Origin of the sequence: Paraburkholderia sp. CNPSo 3274, assembly GCF_024206475.1 — a bacterium.
GTDB lineage: Bacteria > Pseudomonadota > Gammaproteobacteria > Burkholderiales > Burkholderiaceae > Paraburkholderia.
Map to the genome: position 1 here is coordinate 177,737 of NZ_JAMBPR010000006.1, position 15,298 is coordinate 193,034.

Sequence of the window (15,298 nt, forward strand, 5' to 3'; positions counted from 1 at the left end):
ATGCAGCGCCCGAGGCAACGGTTGCGCGGCATCGGCCGCAACGCTGACGCCATGCATCCCCCGAATTCCACGTGATCTCACCATGAGCGACAAGAAAGCATCCTCCGGCAAGCCGCAGAAGTCCGAATCGAAGTACCCCGTCAACCTGCTTGACACCCCGTTCCCGATGCGCGGCGACCTGCCCAGGCGCGAGCCGCAATGGGTCAAGGAATGGGAAGAGAACCAGGTCTACGAGAAGATCCGCGCGGCTTCGAAGGGCCGCAAGAAGTTCATCCTGCACGACGGCCCGCCGTATGCGAACGGCGACATCCACCTCGGCCACGCGGTGAACAAGATCCTCAAGGACATGATCGTCAAGGCGCGCAATCTCGCGGGCTTCGACGCGGTCTACGTGCCGGGCTGGGACTGCCACGGCATGCCGATCGAAATCCAGATCGAAAAGCAGTTCGGCAAGTCGCTGCCCGCCCAGGAAGTGATGAAGAAGGCGCGCGAGTACGCGGCCGGCCAGATCGAGACGCAAAAGAAAGGCTTCAAGCGACTGGGCGTGCTCGGCGACTGGAACAACCCGTACAAGACGATGAACTTCGTGAACGAGGCCGGCGAAATCCGCGCACTCGCGAAGATCATCGAGAAGGGTTATGTGTTCCGCGGCCTCAAGCCCGTGAACTGGTGCTTCGACTGCGGCTCGGCGCTCGCTGAGGCCGAAGTCGAGTACAAGGACAAGACCGACCCGACCATCGACGTGCTGTTCACGTTCGCGCAACCCGCCGAAACGGCGGCTGCGTTCGGCCTGCCCGCGCTGCCGCGCGAGGAAGGCGGCATCGTGATCTGGACCACCACGCCCTGGACGATTCCGTCGAACCAGGCGCTCAACGTCCATCCCGAGATCGACTATGCGCTCGTGGACACGCAACGCGGCCTGCTGATCCTCGCCGTCGAACGCGTGGAAGCGTGCATGAAGGACTTCGGCCTCGACGGCAAGATCGTCGCCACGACGAAGGGCGAGAAGCTCTCGCTGCTGCGTTTCAATCACCCGCTCGCCTCGGCGCACCCGGGCTACAAGCGCACCTCGCCGATCTATCTCGGCGACTACGTCACGACGGACACCGGCACGGGCATCGTGCACTCGGCGCCCGCTTACGGCGTGGAAGACTTCGTGTCGTGCAAGTCGCACGGCATGGCGGATTCCGACATCATCAGCCCGGTGATGGGCGATGGCCGCTACATCGAGTCGCTGCCGCTGTTCGGCGGCCTCTCGATCTGGGCGGCGAACCCGAAGATCGTCGACGCACTCGACGCCGCCGGCACGCTCCTGCGCAGCGAGAAGTACCTGCACAGCTACATGCACTGCTGGCGCCACAAGACGCCGATCATCTACCGCGCCACTTCGCAGTGGTTCGCGGGCATGGATGTCACGCCGAACGACGGCGGCAAGACCTTGCGCGAAACGGCGCTCGAAGGCATCGAGGCGACGGCGTTCTACCCCTCGTGGGGCAAGCAGCGCCTGTATTCGATGATCGCCAACCGCCCGGACTGGACGCTCTCGCGCCAGCGCCAATGGGGCGTGCCGATGGCGTTCTTCGTGCACAAGGAAACCGGCGAGCTGCATCCGCGCACGCTGGAGCTGCTCGAACAGGTCGCGCAGCGCGTGGAGAAAGAAGGCATCGAAGCGTGGCAGACGCTCGACCCGCGCGAGCTGCTCGGCGACGACGCCAATATGTACGAGAAGAACCGCGACACGCTCGACGTGTGGTTCGACTCGGGCACGACGCACTGGCACGTGCTGCGCGGCTCGCACAAGGACGAACTGCAGTTCCCGGCCGACCTGTACCTGGAAGGCTCGGACCAGCACCGCGGCTGGTTCCACTCGTCGCTGCTCACGGCTTCGATGCTAGACGGCCGCCCGCCCTACAACGCGCTGCTCACGCACGGGTTCACCGTGGACGGCGAAGGCCGCAAGATGTCGAAGTCGCTCGGCAACGGTGTCGATCCGCATGAAGTGGCGAACCGTCTGGGCGCGGAAATCATCCGCCTGTGGATCGCCTCGACCGACTACTCGGGCGAGCTGGCCATCTCGGAAGAGATCCTCAAGCGCGTGACGGAAGGCTATCGCCGTATCCGCAACACGCTGCGCTTCCTGCTCTCGAACCTCTCGGACTTCGACATCGCGAAGCACGCGCTGCCCGCGAGCGAATGGCTCGAGATCGACCGCTATGCCGTCGCGCTCACGCATACGCTGCAAAACGATGTGCTCGCCCACTACGACCGCTACGAGTTCCACCCGGTCGTGGCCAAGCTCCAGACGTTCTGCTCGGAAGACCTGGGCGGGTTCTACCTCGACGTGCTGAAGGACCGCCTCTACACGAGCGCAGCGGACTCGAAGGCCCGCCGCGGCGCGCAAACGGCGCTGCATCACATCACGCATAGCCTGTTGCGCATCCTCGCGCCGTTCCTCTCGTTCACGGCCGAAGAAGCGTGGAAGGTGTTCCAGCCGCAAAACGAAACCATCTTCACCGAGACCTTCCACGCCTTCCCGGACGTCGAAGGCGCGCCGGAGCTGATCGCCAAGTGGACGCTGCTGCGCGAAGTGCGCGGCAACGTGACGAAGGCGCTCGAGGAGGCACGTGTAGCGAACCAGATCGGCTCGTCGCTGCAGGCCGAAGTGCGTATTCTCGCGAGCGGCGCGCGCTACGACGCGCTCGAAAGCCTGGGCGACGACCTCAAGTTCGTGCTCATCACCTCGGCGGCGGAAGTCGTGAAGGTGGAAAGCGAAGCGGAAGAAGGCGTCGAAGTGGTCACCTCGAAGTACCTCAAGTGCGAGCGCTGCTGGCATTACCGCGAGGACGTGGGTGCGAACGCGGAGCATCCGGGCCTGTGCGGCCGCTGCGTCGTGAATCTGTTCGGCGACGGTGAAATGCGGAGCGCGGCATAATGGCAAAAACCCTGCCGAAGCAGTCCAGGTCGAATGGCGCGGGCGGCACGCTCGCGCCGTGGCTGGGGGTCGCGGTCATCGTGATCCTTGCCGACCAGCTCACGAAAATCGCCATCAACAAGGTGTTCAGCTACGGCGAAGGCCGCGTGATCACGCCGTTCTTCAACCTCGTGCTGGTCTACAACAAGGGCGCGGCATTCAGCTTCCTGTCCGCCGCGGGTGGCTGGCAGCGCTGGGCGTTCACGGCGCTCGGCGTGGTGGCGGCGCTCGTGATCTGCTATCTGCTCAAGCGCCACGCCACGCAGAAGCTCTTCTGCACGGCGCTCGCGCTCATCATGGGCGGCGCGCTCGGCAATGTGATCGACCGCCTGCTGTACGGCCACGTGATCGACTTTCTCGATTTCCACGCAGGCGGTTGGCACTGGCCGGCGTTCAACCTCGCCGATAGCGCGATCTGCATCGGCGCGGCGCTGCTGGTGTTCGACGAATTGCGGCGCGTGCGCGGCGCGCGCTAAAGCTCGGGTATCGCCCAAAGAGGAGCTGTGACTTGAACACGTCCGCTGCAAACCCAGGCGAACTGGCCGGCCGTCACCTCGTGCTCGGCATGACGGGCGGCATTGCCTGCTACAAGATCGCCGAACTCACGCGCCTGTTGACCAAGGCCGGTGCGACCGTGCAGGTCGTGATGACTGAGGCGGCCACGCAGTTCATCACGCCGGTCACCATGCAGGCGCTCTCGGGCCGCCCCGTCTACACGAGCCAGTGGGACGGCCGCGTGCCCAACAACATGGCGCACATCGACCTCTCGCGCGAGGCCGACGCCATCGTCATCGCGCCCGCCTCGACCGACTTCCTCGCCAAACTCGCCCACGGTTTCGCCGACGACCTGCTCTCCACGCTGTGCGTGGCGCGCGACTGCCCGCTGCTGGTCGTGCCCGCGATGAACCGGCAGATGTGGCAAAACCCGGCCACGCAGCGCAACGTCGCGCAACTGCGCGCGGACGGCATCGAAACGCTCGGTCCCGATTCCGGCCCGCAGGCGTGCGGCGAGATCGGCGACGGGCGCATGCTCGAACCCGAGGCCGTGTACGAGGCGATCGTCTCGTTTTTCGCGCCGAAGGTGCTCGCGGGCCGCAAGCTTCTGATCACCGCCGGCCCGACCTTCGAGCCGCTCGATCCCGTGCGCGGCATCACCAACCGCTCGAGCGGCAAGATGGGCTTCGCGCTCGCGCGCGCGGCGCAGCAGGCGGGCGCCGAGGTGCATCTGGTCGCCGGGCCGGTCGCGCTGGAAACGCCGTGGGGCGTCTATCGCGAAGACGTCCAAACCGCCCAGCAGATGTACGACGCGGTCATGCGCGCCGCGACCGATGCCGATGTCTTCATCGGCGTGGCGGCCGTGGCCGACTGGCGCGTCGATCACGTCGCCGAACACAAGATCAAGAAGACCGCCGGGCACCGCATGCCGACGTTCACGTTCGTCGAGAACCCGGACATCCTCGCCTCGGTCGCGGCCTTGCCGAATCCGCCGTACTGCGTGGGCTTCGCCGCCGAAAGCGGCGACCTCGACGTGCACGGCGAGGAAAAGCGCGCGCGCAAGAAGGTGCCGCTGTTGATCGGCAATCTCGGCCCGCTCACCTTCGGCCAGGACGACAATGAAGTCGTGCTGTTCGAGGCGGGTGGCCGCAAGCCGCTGCCGCGCGCGGCCAAGCAGGCGCTCGCGCAGACGCTTGTCGCCGAAATCGCGCGGCGTCTGCCGGACCCGAGCATCATCTCGTGACGCGCGCGCCGGCGCATCCGTGTGCCGGCGCGCGGCGCCGCGAACACAGGCAAGGAGCAGTACTGCCATGACACTGCTTTCCGTACTCGACCAGTCGCCCGTCATCGCCGGGCACAGCGCGGCAGACGCCATCGCCGCCACCATGGAGCTTGCACAGCTCGCCGACGACCTCGGCTACACGCGCTACTGGTGCGCCGAGCATCACGGCCTGCTCGGCGTATGCAACCCCTGCCCCGAAGTCATGCTCGCGCGTCTGGGCAGCGTCACGAAGCGCATCCGCATCGGCTCGGGCGGCATCATGCTGCCCTATTACAGCCCCTTCAAGGTCGCCGAGCAGTTCATGATGCTCGAAGCGCTCTTTCCGGGGCGCGTCGATCTCGGTGTCGGGCGTGCGCCTGGCGGCGACATGCGCACGGCGCAGGCCGTGGCCGCGGGCACGTACAACCGCGGCGACCAGTTCACACAGCAAGTGCAGGACCTCGTCGGCCTCATGGACGGCACGCTCCCCGCCGACCACCTCGCGCACGGCGTGGTGCTGCAGCCGCAGATCGAAACGCGCCCGCAGCTCTGGGTGCTCGGTTCGAGCGACTTCGGCGGCATCCTCGCCGCCCAGCTCGGGCTGCGCTTCTCGTTCGCGCACTTCATCAACGCGCACTTCGGGCATCTCGTGGCCGAGGCGTATCTCGACCGCTTCAAGCCGGGCCATGAAGCGAAGCCGTATCTCGCGTGCGCCGTGTTCGCGATCTGCGCCGACACCGAAACCGAAGCCGCCGACCTCGAAAAAGCCGTCGACCTGCGCCGCGTGCAGATGGCCTACGGCCTGAACGCGCCGATCCCGAGCCTCGACCAAGGACGCGCGCAGGAGTACGGCGAGCGCGAACAGGTCGTGATCGACCGCGAGAAGCCGCGCAGCGTCATCGGTACGCCCGAGAGCGTCACCGAGCGCCTTCTTGCGATCAAGGACAACTTTCGCGCCGACGAGCTCATCGTGCTGACCGTTGCGGGCAGCTACCAGGCCCGTCTGCGCTCTTATGAACTTCTCGCCGAGGCGTTCCAGCTGCCTCGCGCCTGAGCGATCCACCACCGCCCTATCACCCTGACTTCATGAAAATCGACATCAAGATCCTGAACGAGCGCATGCGCGACCAGCTGCCCCACTACGCCACGCCGGGCAGCGCCGGCCTCGACCTGCGCGCGTGCCTCGACGCGCCGATCACGCTCGAACCGGGCGAAACGAAGCTCGTGCCGACGGGTCTCGCCATTCACGTGGCCGATCCGGGCTACGCGGCGCTGATCCTGCCGCGCTCGGGTCTTGGCCACAAGCACGGCATCGTGCTCGGCAACCTGGTCGGCCTGATCGACTCGGACTACCAGGGCGAACTGATGATTTCGACCTGGAACCGCGGCCACACCACCTTCACGCTCAACCCGCTGGAGCGCCTCGCGCAGCTCGTGATCGTGCCGGTCGTGCAGGCGCAGTTCAACATCGTCGACGACTTCGAGGCGAGCGAGCGCGGCGCGGGCGGTTTCGGCAGCACGGGCAAGCACTGACCCAAGCTGTTGCGCTGGCAACAAAAAAGCACGCCTTGGCGTGCTTTTTTGCATTTAGACGGAGGCTTCGGTTCGCTGCGCTGCGCCGGGGCGCCGGCGATACCAGAGCGCATACACCACGACGAGCACCGCGAGGAACGCGAGGCCGTAGGCGAGTGTCATGCGGAATTCGCGCGTAAAGGCTGTGCCGGCCAGAATGCCGAGCATCAGCAGCGCGCCCAGCACGCTCGTGAACGGGAAGCCCCACATGCGGAACGCGAGCGGCGCGCCGCCTTCGCGCGCCTGTCGCACCCGGAAAAAGATCTGCGTGACGAAGATCATGAACCACGTGAACATCGCGCCGAACATGGCGATCGACATCATCAGCGTGAACGCTGCCTGCGGCCAGAGTGCGTTGAGCACGGCCGCCACCGCAATGCCGATGGTGGACAGCGAAAGCGCCGCCGTAGGCACACCGTGACGCGTGAGACGCCCGAACGCCGCCGGCGCGTAACCCGCGCGCGAGAGGCTGAACATCATGCGGGTGGTGATGTAGAGCTGGCTGTTCATGGCCGAGAGCGCCGCCACGAGCACGACGAAGTTGATCGCCCCCGCCGCGTAAGGCACGCCCGTTGCGGCCATGACCTTCACGAACGGGCTCTCATTGCCGCCCGCCTGGGTCCACGGCACGATGGCTAGCATGAGCGCGAGCGTGAGCAGGTAGAACAGCACGAGGCGCAGCACGGTCGCGCGAAACGCGCGCGTGACGGCGCGTTGCGGGTCCTGCGCCTCGGCGGCCGCCACGGCGATCGTCTCCACGCCCAGGTAGCTGAAGAGCGAGACGATCGTCCCCACCCACACGCCCCACCAGCCGTGCGGCAGCAAGCCGCCGTGCGACGTGTAGTTCGCAAAGCCCACGCCGGAGCCGGCTGGCGAGCGCCACACGAACCATGCACCCAGCACGATGAACGCGACGATGGCCGCGATCTTGAGGCTCGAAAACAGATATTCGATGGCGCCGTACGCGCGCACACTCATTGCGTTCACAACGATCAGCGCCGCTGAAAATCCGACGATCCAGTAGAGCCCCGGCACGTGGGGAAACCAGAATTTCATGTAGATGGCGATGGCCGCGACCTCGGTGCCCACCGCCAGCACATACGCCGACCAGTACGCATAGCGCACGACGAACCCGGCGAGCGGCCCGATGTAGTGCTCGGCGTACGCGCCGAACGAGCCCGATACAGGATGCGCAACGGTCATCTCGGCGAGCGCGCCCATCAGCAGCAACGCGATCAGCGCGCCGATCGCGTAGGAAATGAGTACGCCGGGCCCGGCGAAAGAGATCGCGAAGCCGCTGCCGAGAAAGAGCCCGGTGCCGACTGCGCCACCGATGGCGATCATCGTCATCTGCCCGGCGGACAAGCCCTGACGCAGCCCCTGTTCGCGCTCGACGATGGCTTCGAACGCGCCCGATTTACGTGGTACCACTGTTACACCCCTGCTTCGCGCGAGACGCTACTGAGCGCTGCGCATCAAGAAAACGCCGACGGCGGACAAACGCGCATTTTACCGGCTGACGGCTGGCGCGCCTGCGCGGCACGGCGCAACACCCAGACCTGCAGGCACGAAAGAAAAACGGCGCAGTCCTTTCGGACTGCGCCGTCTTGCCTGAAGGCTGTTTGCGCAGTAGCGCCGCCGCTTATTCCACTTCGACCGCTTCCGGATTGCGCGGCGCCGGCTGCTCGTCGAACGTGAGCTGGACCTTGTCTTCCACGTCCACGTCCACGGTCACGCGGCCGCCGCTCATGAGCTTGCCGAACAGCAGTTCGTCGGCGAGCGCACGGCGGATCGTGTCCTGGATCAGGCGCTGCATCGGCCGCGCGCCCATGAGCGGGTCGAAGCCGTGCTTTGCCAGATGCTTGCGCAGCGCGTCGGTGAAGACCGCGTCGACCTTCTTCTCGTGCAGCTGGTCTTCCAGTTGCATGAGGAACTTGTCGACCACGCGCATGATGATTTCCTCATCGAGCGCACGGAAGCTGATCGTCTGATCGAGCCGGTTGCGGAACTCGGGCGTGAACAACCGCTTGATATCGGCCAGTTCGTCGCCCTGCTCGCGCCGGGTCGTGAAGCCGATCGTCGACTTGTTCATCGCCTCGGCGCCCGCATTCGTCGTCATGATGATGATGACGTTGCGGAAATCCGCCTTGCGGCCGTTGTTGTCGGTCAGCGTGCCGTGGTCCATCACCTGCAGCAGCACGTTGAAGATGTCCGGGTGCGCCTTCTCGATTTCGTCGAGCAGCAGCACGCAGTGCGGCTTCTTCGTGACGGCTTCGGTGAGCAGACCGCCCTGGTCGAACCCGACGTAGCCCGGCGGCGCGCCGATCAGACGGCTCACCGCATGGCGCTCCATGTACTCGGACATGTCGAAACGGATCAGCTCGATGCCGAGCGTGAACGCGAGCTGGCGCGCCACTTCGGTCTTGCCGACACCGGTCGGGCCAGAGAACAGGAACGAGCCGATCGGCTTGTCCGTCTTGCCGAGACCCGCGCGCGCCATCTTGATCGAAGCCGAGAGCGCGTCGATAGCCGGATCCTGGCCGAACACCACGGCTTTGAGATCGCGGTCGAGCGTCTGCAGCTTGCTGCGATCGTCCTGCGACACGCTTTGCGCCGGCACGCGCGCGATCTTCGAGATGATCTCTTCGATCTCGCTCTTGCCGATGGTCTTCTTCTGCTTCGACTTCGGCAGAATGCGCTGGGCCGCGCCCGCTTCGTCGATCACGTCGATTGCCTTGTCGGGCAAGTGACGATCGGTGATGAAGCGCGCCGACAGTTCAGCGGCCGCGTTCAGCGCGCCCGACGAATACTTCACGCCGTGGTGCTCTTCGAAGCGCGACTTCAGACCGCGCAGGATCGCCACGGTTTGCTCGACGGTCGGTTCGACCACGTCGACCTTCTGGAAGCGCCGCGACAGCGCCGCGTCCTTCTCGAAGATGCCGCGGTATTCCGTGAACGTCGTCGCTCCTATGCACTTGAGCGTACCCGACGAGAGCGCCGGCTTGAGCAGGTTCGACGCATCCAGCGTGCCGCCCGACGCGGCGCCCGCGCCGATCAGCGTATGAATTTCGTCGATGAACAGAATGGCGTGCGGACGCTCTTTCAGTTCTTTCAGCACCGTTTTAAGGCGTTGCTCGAAGTCGCCGCGATATTTCGTGCCTGCAAGCAGCGCGCCCATGTCGAGCGAGTAGACCTGCGCATCTGCAAGAATGTCCGGCACTTCGCCGCGCGTAATGCGCCAGGCGAGCCCTTCCGCGATCGCGGTCTTGCCCACACCGGCCTCACCCACGAGCAGCGGATTGTTCTTGCGGCGGCGGCACAGCACCTGCACCACGCGCTCCACTTCCAGTTCGCGACCGATGAGCGGATCGATCCGGCCGTCCTTCGCCATCTGGTTCAGGTTCTGCGTGAACTGGGCGAGCGGGGTTTCCTTCTGGCCGGCGGCGTCTTCGGCTTCGGCATTCGCGTCGCTGGCCTTGGCGGCTTCGCCGCTGCCCGTCTTCGCGATACCGTGCGAAATGAAATTCACGACATCCAGACGCGTGACGCCCTGCTGCTGCAGGTAGTACACCGCGTGCGAATCCTTCTCGCCGAAGATGGCGACCAGCACGTTCGCGCCCGTCACTTCCTTCTTGCCGTTGGAAGTGGACTGAACGTGCATGATCGCGCGCTGGATCACGCGCTGGAACCCAAGCGTCGGCTGCGTATCGACGTCATCCGTGCCGGGAACCGTAGGGGTATTGTCGTGAATGAAGTTGCGCAGGTTCTGTCGCAGGTCTTCAATATTGGCGGCACACGCGCGCAACACTTCCGCCGCTGTTGGGTTGTCCAACAGCGCCAGCAGCAGATGCTCGACCGTTATGAACTCGTGCCGTGCCTGACGTGCTTCCATGAACGCCATGTGCAGGCTGACTTCCAGTTCCTGGGCAATCATGCTTCCTCCATCACACACTGCAGCGGATGCCCGGCCTGCCGTGCGTGGGTAACGACTTGCTCAACCTTGGTCGACGCGATGTCCCGCGTATAGACCCCACAAACACCCCTGCCCTCGCGATGGACCTTCAACATGATCTGCGTTGCGGTCTCGCGGTCCTTATTGAAATATTCCTGCACGACCATCACGACGAATTCCATCGGCGTGTAGTCGTCATTCATTAGCACGACCTTGTACATGGAGGGCGGTTTGACCTTTTGCTCCTGCCGCTCCAGTACGGTTGAATCCTGCTTGTCCGGGATAATCGCCATACACCCATTCTAAACAACTCGGACAGGCCCGCAATCCTGCCGTAACCTGACCGGCCGGCCGGTGACCCCGGCGCTCCCGACCTGCGACCCGCTGCAAGCAATTCATGCGCCCTGGCCCGGCCCCGATCCCTTGGACCGGCTGCGGGGCCGGTACACAATCCTGCTCTCAGCAGCTTTCACGCCACCGTTGAATTGAGTATCGCACAACCTTGACGTTGCCGTGGGAAGCTACTGTAGGCGCCCGCACGCTCAGTGTCAGATTCCATGGTGCGCTGCGTCGCATATGCGTCACCTGCGCGTTTTTTCAAGACGCTCTCGTACACTTGCTTTATGCACCGGCGCTCAGCGTCGGCGAAAAGCAGGAAAAACCCTGGAAATGCGCTCTTTACAACGCGTCAAGGGGCGTCTCAAAATATTCTTGACAGCAGAATAAAGACCCTCAACAATCAAGCTGGCACTTTTTTCAACCGCCTTAAATTCGAAAAAATGCCGTTGGTGAGCTTGTGAGGAGGGGGCGATCGCACCGCGATCGTTTAGCTTTTCGAACTGCTCGTGGTAGTGACATGAGTTACAGGGGAAGTTGGTATGGCAACCGGTACGGTCAAGTGGTTCAACGACGCGAAGGGTTTCGGGTTCATTACGCCGGATGAAGGCGGCGAGGACCTGTTCGCTCACTTTTCGGCTATTCAAATGAATGGCTTCAAGACCCTCAAAGAAGGTCAGAAAGTGAGCTTCGAGGTCGTGCAAGGCCCGAAGGGTAAACAGGCATCGAACATTCAGGCAGCAGCCTGATCTGTTCGGTACCCGTACCTTGGAAACCCGGCTTCGGCCGGGTTTCTTTTTGGCGTCATCGTTTTTTAACGTTCGCGCGCTAGGTCACGCGCAACATACCCATCATGCCGAGATCCTCGTGCTCGAGGATGTGGCAATGAAACATACGGTCGCCCGCCTCATGCTGGACGGTTGCAATGTGCACCGTTTCGCCGGGCCGCACGTTGACCGTGTCGCGCCATGCCAGCAGTTGTTCCTCCTTGCGCACACCGCCCCGCTCGCGCGCCAGCACCTGAAATTGCGTACCGTGCAGATGAAACGGATGATCCATGTCCGTGCCGTTTGCTATCGTCCAGTGCTCGACTTCCCCGCGCCGGCTCGCCAGCGTCACGCGCGCCGGATTGAATACCGCCCCGTTCACCATGAACTGCATGCCGCGCGGCATGGCCTGCGTGGACGCACCCGGTGCGTGCATCGCTTTCATGTCCATGGCCTCGCTGAACACCACGCTTTTTTTCGGAACCGTTAGAGGATCTGAAGAAACGAGCGGCCCAATCTCCCGCAGGCGCGCCGGCAGTGCCGATTGTGTCGCGCTTGCCGGTGCGAAGCCAACGTTCGCCAGGATCAGCGATGGCCCCGCAGGCAAGCTGCCGGGCGTCATCGCCATCTTGTGGCGGTCGTATTGCGCGGCAATCAGCGACGCACGCGAGGCGCCCTGTCCCACGCGCACGATCAATTCCGCGCGTTCGCCCGGCGCGAGCAAAAGCGAGGCTATACCGTCGCGCGGCGCGCCCAGCAGCCCGCCGTCGGTCCCCACCTGCGCGAACGCGCGGCCGTCGTCGAAGGCGAGTTGCAGATAGCGCGCGTTACAGCCATTCCAGACGCGCCAGCGCTCGTCACGCACGACCTCGATGTGCGGCCGATGGGCGCCGTTGACGAGCACGTACTGACCTTCGCGGCCATTCATCCAGTCCATCATGCCGTTCGCGGGAATCGTGCCGTCTGCCGCGAGCTTCAGGTCGGACACGAACAGATGCCGCTCGGGCCACACCGCGAGTGGATCGTCGGCGGCGCGCACGACGAAGGGCCCCGCCAGCCCGCGGAACACCTGCTCGGAACTCAGCATGTGCGGATGCGGGTGATACCAGTAGGTGCCCGCGCTCCCCGGCGGCAGCTTGAAGCGATAAACGCGCTGTTCGCCCGGCGCGACGGGTTTCGACGGATTGCCGTCCTGATCGGGCGGCACGGGCAGGCCGTGCCAATGAATCGTCGAAGGCTGGGGCAGCCGGTTCACGAACGTGACTTCGACAGTGTCGCCCTCGCGCACGTCGATCAACGGGCCGATGACAGGGCCGTCGTTTGCGGCCGCCGCCCCCGCGTCGAGCGCATCGTATTGCCAGAAGACCGTTTGCGGCTTTCCGGGCAGCAGCGCACGCGCAGCGAGCTGAGCGATGAGCGTCGCGCGAAACTGGCCCGGCTCGCGGCTCTGGTTGACGAGCGTACGCAGCGCGGCAAGCGGCGCGCCAGCGGGCAACGCATCGGCAGGCGCAAGCGGCCCCGGCCCTTGCATCATGCCGCCCGACATCGCCGGCATGCCCGTCATGCCATGCATGGCGTGCGTCGCATCGCCCGCATCTTGCGCGAACGCACGGCGCGCGAACAGAGTCGCGGTGGTGGCGCTCAGCGCGCCGGATAGAAATGCTCTTCGTTTCATCGATGAAATCCTCATACCTCGTTCATGCCTGAGCACGCGACGCGCGACAACACGCACGCCGTGTACACGGGATTCGTTTCGCTCGCGCAAAGCGCGAGCGCAGTACCCCGCCCGGAGCGAGCGGCCCTGCTCAGGCGATGGGAGGAGGCAAAGGAGGCGCGTGCGTGATGCCGGCGCGCAAGGCTGCGGGGAGCACGGTAAGCGCGGAACGCGCGCCAGTTTGTGGGTCGAATGCGGTGACGGCGGAAAGCACGCTGCAATGCGCGCAGCTGCCCGCGACGCAGCAACTTGCGCTGCAACTGGAATGCGAACCGTGACCGCGGGTGCTCGTCCCGGCGCAACGATCGCTGACAGCGACGACGACGTGCGGCGTGAGCGCAGCGTGCGCCGTTAGTGCATCGTGCTGCGTGCGCTCGCATGCCATCGCGCCGCGCACGGAAAGCAGCGCGAGCAGGCAGACGAGAAGGAAGCGATAGACGACTGGCACGTTGAACGAAGCTGCGGATGAACTCGATTGACCGCTGTCATGATAGCGCACGGGGTGATTGAAATCGGGTAACCGATCTATTCGTGACGGATTCACGGCGAGCGGATAAAAAAACCGGCAGACCTTTTCAGTCTGCCGGTTTTTTTCTACTGGGACAGCGATGAGCCGTCTTCCGCCTACATATTCTCGATCATCACCTGCCCGAAGCCCGAGCACGACACCTGTGTCGCCCCTTCCATCAAACGTGCGAAGTCATAGGTGACGCGCTTCTGGAGAATCGACTTCTCCATCGAGGCAATGATGAGGTTCGCCGCCTCGACCCAGCCGAGATGACGCAGCATCATTTCCGCCGAGAGAATTTCGGAGCCCGGATTCACATAGTCCTTGCCCGCATACTTGGGGGCCGTGCCGTGAGTCGCCTCGAACATCGCCACGGAGTCCGAAAGATTTGCACCCGGTGCAATACCAATGCCGCCCACCTGTGCCGCCAACGCGTCGGAAATGTAGTCGCCGTTCAGGTTCAGCGTGGCGATCACGTCGTATTCGGCCGGGCGCAGCAGGATCTGCTGCAGGAAGGCATCGGCGATCACATCCTTGATCACGATGTCGCCGCCCGTCTTCGGATTCTTGATCTTCATCCACGGGCCGCCGTCTATCAGTTCCGCTGCGAATTCCTTCTGCGCCAGTGCGTAACCGTAGTCGCGGAACGCGCCTTCGGTGAATTTCATGATGTTGCCCTTGTGCACGAGCGTGACCGAGCGGCGCTCGTTGTCGATCGCATACTGGATCGCCTTGCGCACGAGACGCTCCGTGCCCTCGCGCGACACCGGCTTGACGCCGACGCCGGAACTCTCCGGGAAGCGAATCTTCGCCACGCCCATCTCTTCGCGCAGGAACTTGATGAGCTTCTTCGCGCCTTCGGACTCCGCGGGCCATTCGATGCCCGCATAGATATCTTCAGAATTCTCGCGGAAAATGACCATGTTGACCTTCTCCGGCGCACGCACCGGCGAGGGCACGCCCTTGAAGTACTGCACAGGGCGCAGGCACACGTACAGATCGAGTTGCTGGCGCAGTGCAACGTTGAGCGACCGGATGCCGCCGCCAACCGGCGTCGTGAGCGGCCCCTTGATCGACACCACGTATTCCTTCACGACGTCGAGCGTTTCTTCGGGCAGCCACACGTCGGGACCGTAGACCCGAGTCGCTTTCTCGCCTGCGTAGATTTCCATCCAGTGAATCTTGCGCTTGCCGCCGTAGGCCTTTTCTACTGCCGCATCGACCACCTTCAGCATGACCGGCGTAATGTCGACGCCCGTGCCATCGCCTTCGATGTAGGGGATGATCGGCTGGTCTGAGACGTTGAGCGAGAAGTCCGGATTGACGGTGATCTTTTCACCGCCGGTCGGAACCAGGATGTGCTGAAACGGCATGATCGACTCCAGTAAGGGCAACGCTGTTGTAGCGGGTTTGACGCGGCGCTCGGCGCCTCGCGGCGGCGGCGAAGCCTTTTCGCCCGGCGAGAGAAGCATCTCGCCGTTACGGCTTCTCGACAACCGGCGCGGTCGATATTCGCAGCAAGACTGTCCAGGGACACGCGACGCACAGCGCGCAACTTAGCGCAGTAAGCGGCTTATCGAGCGGCTTGCCACGCGGCGCGAGCGGCCCGTCGGCGTGAGGGTCTGGCGGCTATTCTAGCCCAGGCCTCGCGCATCCGTGCCGCGCACTTCACACGGACGCCAGCGCAAGGCAAGCCCCTTGCGGTGCTGCGGCGCACATGGC

11 protein-coding genes are annotated in these 15,298 nt (G+C 64.3%); 6 read left to right on the forward strand and 5 right to left on the reverse strand.

What is annotated here, in order from left to right; all coding sequences use genetic code 11:
- The first annotated feature begins 82 nt into the window (after positions 1 to 82).
- The 5 genes from ileS to dut all read left to right on the forward strand — a co-directional run bounded on the left by ileS (position 83) and on the right by dut (position 6,260).
- Positions 83 to 2,932, forward strand: a complete 2,850-nt coding sequence (ileS, locus tag M3I54_RS06140) for an isoleucine--tRNA ligase (protein ID WP_254333886.1) — start codon at positions 83 to 85, stop codon at positions 2,930 to 2,932.
- Complete coding sequence (gene lspA / locus M3I54_RS06145) at positions 2,932 to 3,447, forward strand: signal peptidase II (protein WP_254333887.1); 516 nt, start codon at positions 2,932 to 2,934, stop codon at positions 3,445 to 3,447. Before ileS ends, lspA begins: the two co-directional genes overlap by 1 nt.
- A 32-nt stretch (positions 3,448 to 3,479) precedes the next feature.
- Complete coding sequence (gene coaBC, locus M3I54_RS06150) at positions 3,480 to 4,709, forward strand: bifunctional phosphopantothenoylcysteine decarboxylase/phosphopantothenate--cysteine ligase CoaBC (RefSeq protein ID WP_302058856.1); 1,230 nt, start codon at positions 3,480 to 3,482, stop codon at positions 4,707 to 4,709.
- Positions 4,710 to 4,776: 67 nt separating this feature from the next.
- Positions 4,777 to 5,781, forward strand: coding sequence for an LLM class flavin-dependent oxidoreductase (locus tag M3I54_RS06155; RefSeq protein WP_254333889.1), 1,005 nt, complete (start codon positions 4,777 to 4,779; stop codon positions 5,779 to 5,781).
- Positions 5,782 to 5,813: 32 nt separating this feature from the next.
- Positions 5,814 to 6,260, forward strand: a complete 447-nt coding sequence (gene dut, locus M3I54_RS06160) for a dUTP diphosphatase (protein ID WP_028205273.1) — start codon at positions 5,814 to 5,816, stop codon at positions 6,258 to 6,260.
- A gap of 54 nt (positions 6,261 to 6,314) precedes the next feature.
- On the opposite strand, the gene M3I54_RS06165 is transcribed toward dut, so the two are convergent.
- The 3 genes from M3I54_RS06165 to clpS form a co-directional block, all read right to left on the reverse strand.
- Positions 6,315 to 7,730 carry an amino acid permease gene (locus M3I54_RS06165; protein ID WP_254333891.1) on the reverse strand — a complete coding sequence of 472 codons (1,416 nt, stop codon included), beginning with the start codon at positions 7,728 to 7,730 and terminating at the stop codon, positions 6,315 to 6,317.
- A gap of 211 nt (positions 7,731 to 7,941) precedes the next feature.
- Entirely contained in the window at positions 7,942 to 10,233 is a 2,292-nt protein-coding gene (gene clpA / locus M3I54_RS06170) for an ATP-dependent Clp protease ATP-binding subunit ClpA (protein ID WP_254333892.1), read from the reverse strand.
- The gene (gene clpS, locus M3I54_RS06175; RefSeq protein ID WP_028213389.1) at positions 10,230 to 10,544 is read right to left on the reverse strand and encodes an ATP-dependent Clp protease adapter ClpS; all 315 of its coding nucleotides are present in this window, start codon (positions 10,542 to 10,544) and stop codon (positions 10,230 to 10,232) included. Before clpS ends, clpA begins: the two co-directional genes overlap by 4 nt.
- 585 nt (positions 10,545 to 11,129) lie before the next feature.
- Here clpS and cspD point away from each other — a divergent pair.
- On the forward strand, positions 11,130 to 11,336 hold the full coding sequence (gene cspD / locus M3I54_RS06180; protein ID WP_017776809.1) for a cold shock domain-containing protein CspD: 207 nt from the start codon (positions 11,130 to 11,132) through the stop codon (positions 11,334 to 11,336).
- Between the two features lie 79 nt (positions 11,337 to 11,415).
- Here the strand turns inward: cspD and M3I54_RS06185 are convergent, their stop codons facing one another.
- Together M3I54_RS06185 and icd are read right to left on the reverse strand one after the other, a co-directional pair.
- Entirely contained in the window at positions 11,416 to 13,029 is a 1,614-nt protein-coding gene (locus tag M3I54_RS06185; RefSeq protein WP_254333893.1) for a multicopper oxidase family protein, read from the reverse strand.
- A 663-nt stretch (positions 13,030 to 13,692) separates the two neighbouring features.
- Complete coding sequence (gene icd / locus M3I54_RS06190) at positions 13,693 to 14,949, reverse strand: NADP-dependent isocitrate dehydrogenase (RefSeq protein ID WP_254333894.1); 1,257 nt, start codon at positions 14,947 to 14,949, stop codon at positions 13,693 to 13,695.
- Between the last annotated feature and the right edge of the window lie 349 nt (positions 14,950 to 15,298).

Coding starts and splice junctions, on each gene's coding strand:
- icd (WP_254333894.1), bottom strand. CDS start 14,949: ATGCCGTTTCAGCACATCCTGGTTCCGACCGGCGGTGAAAAGATCACC.
- clpA (WP_254333892.1), bottom strand. CDS start 10,233: ATGATTGCCCAGGAACTGGAAGTCAGCCTGCACATGGCGTTCATGGAA.
- cspD (WP_017776809.1), top strand. CDS start 11,130: ATGGCAACCGGTACGGTCAAGTGGTTCAACGACGCGAAGGGTTTCGGG.
- clpS (WP_028213389.1), bottom strand. CDS start 10,544: ATGGCGATTATCCCGGACAAGCAGGATTCAACCGTACTGGAGCGGCAG.
- lspA (WP_254333887.1), top strand. CDS start 2,932: ATGGCAAAAACCCTGCCGAAGCAGTCCAGGTCGAATGGCGCGGGCGGC.
- dut (WP_028205273.1), top strand. CDS start 5,814: ATGAAAATCGACATCAAGATCCTGAACGAGCGCATGCGCGACCAGCTG.
- M3I54_RS06155 (WP_254333889.1), top strand. CDS start 4,777: ATGACACTGCTTTCCGTACTCGACCAGTCGCCCGTCATCGCCGGGCAC.
- ileS (WP_254333886.1), top strand. CDS start 83: ATGAGCGACAAGAAAGCATCCTCCGGCAAGCCGCAGAAGTCCGAATCG.
- M3I54_RS06185 (WP_254333893.1), bottom strand. CDS start 13,029: ATGAAACGAAGAGCATTTCTATCCGGCGCGCTGAGCGCCACCACCGCG.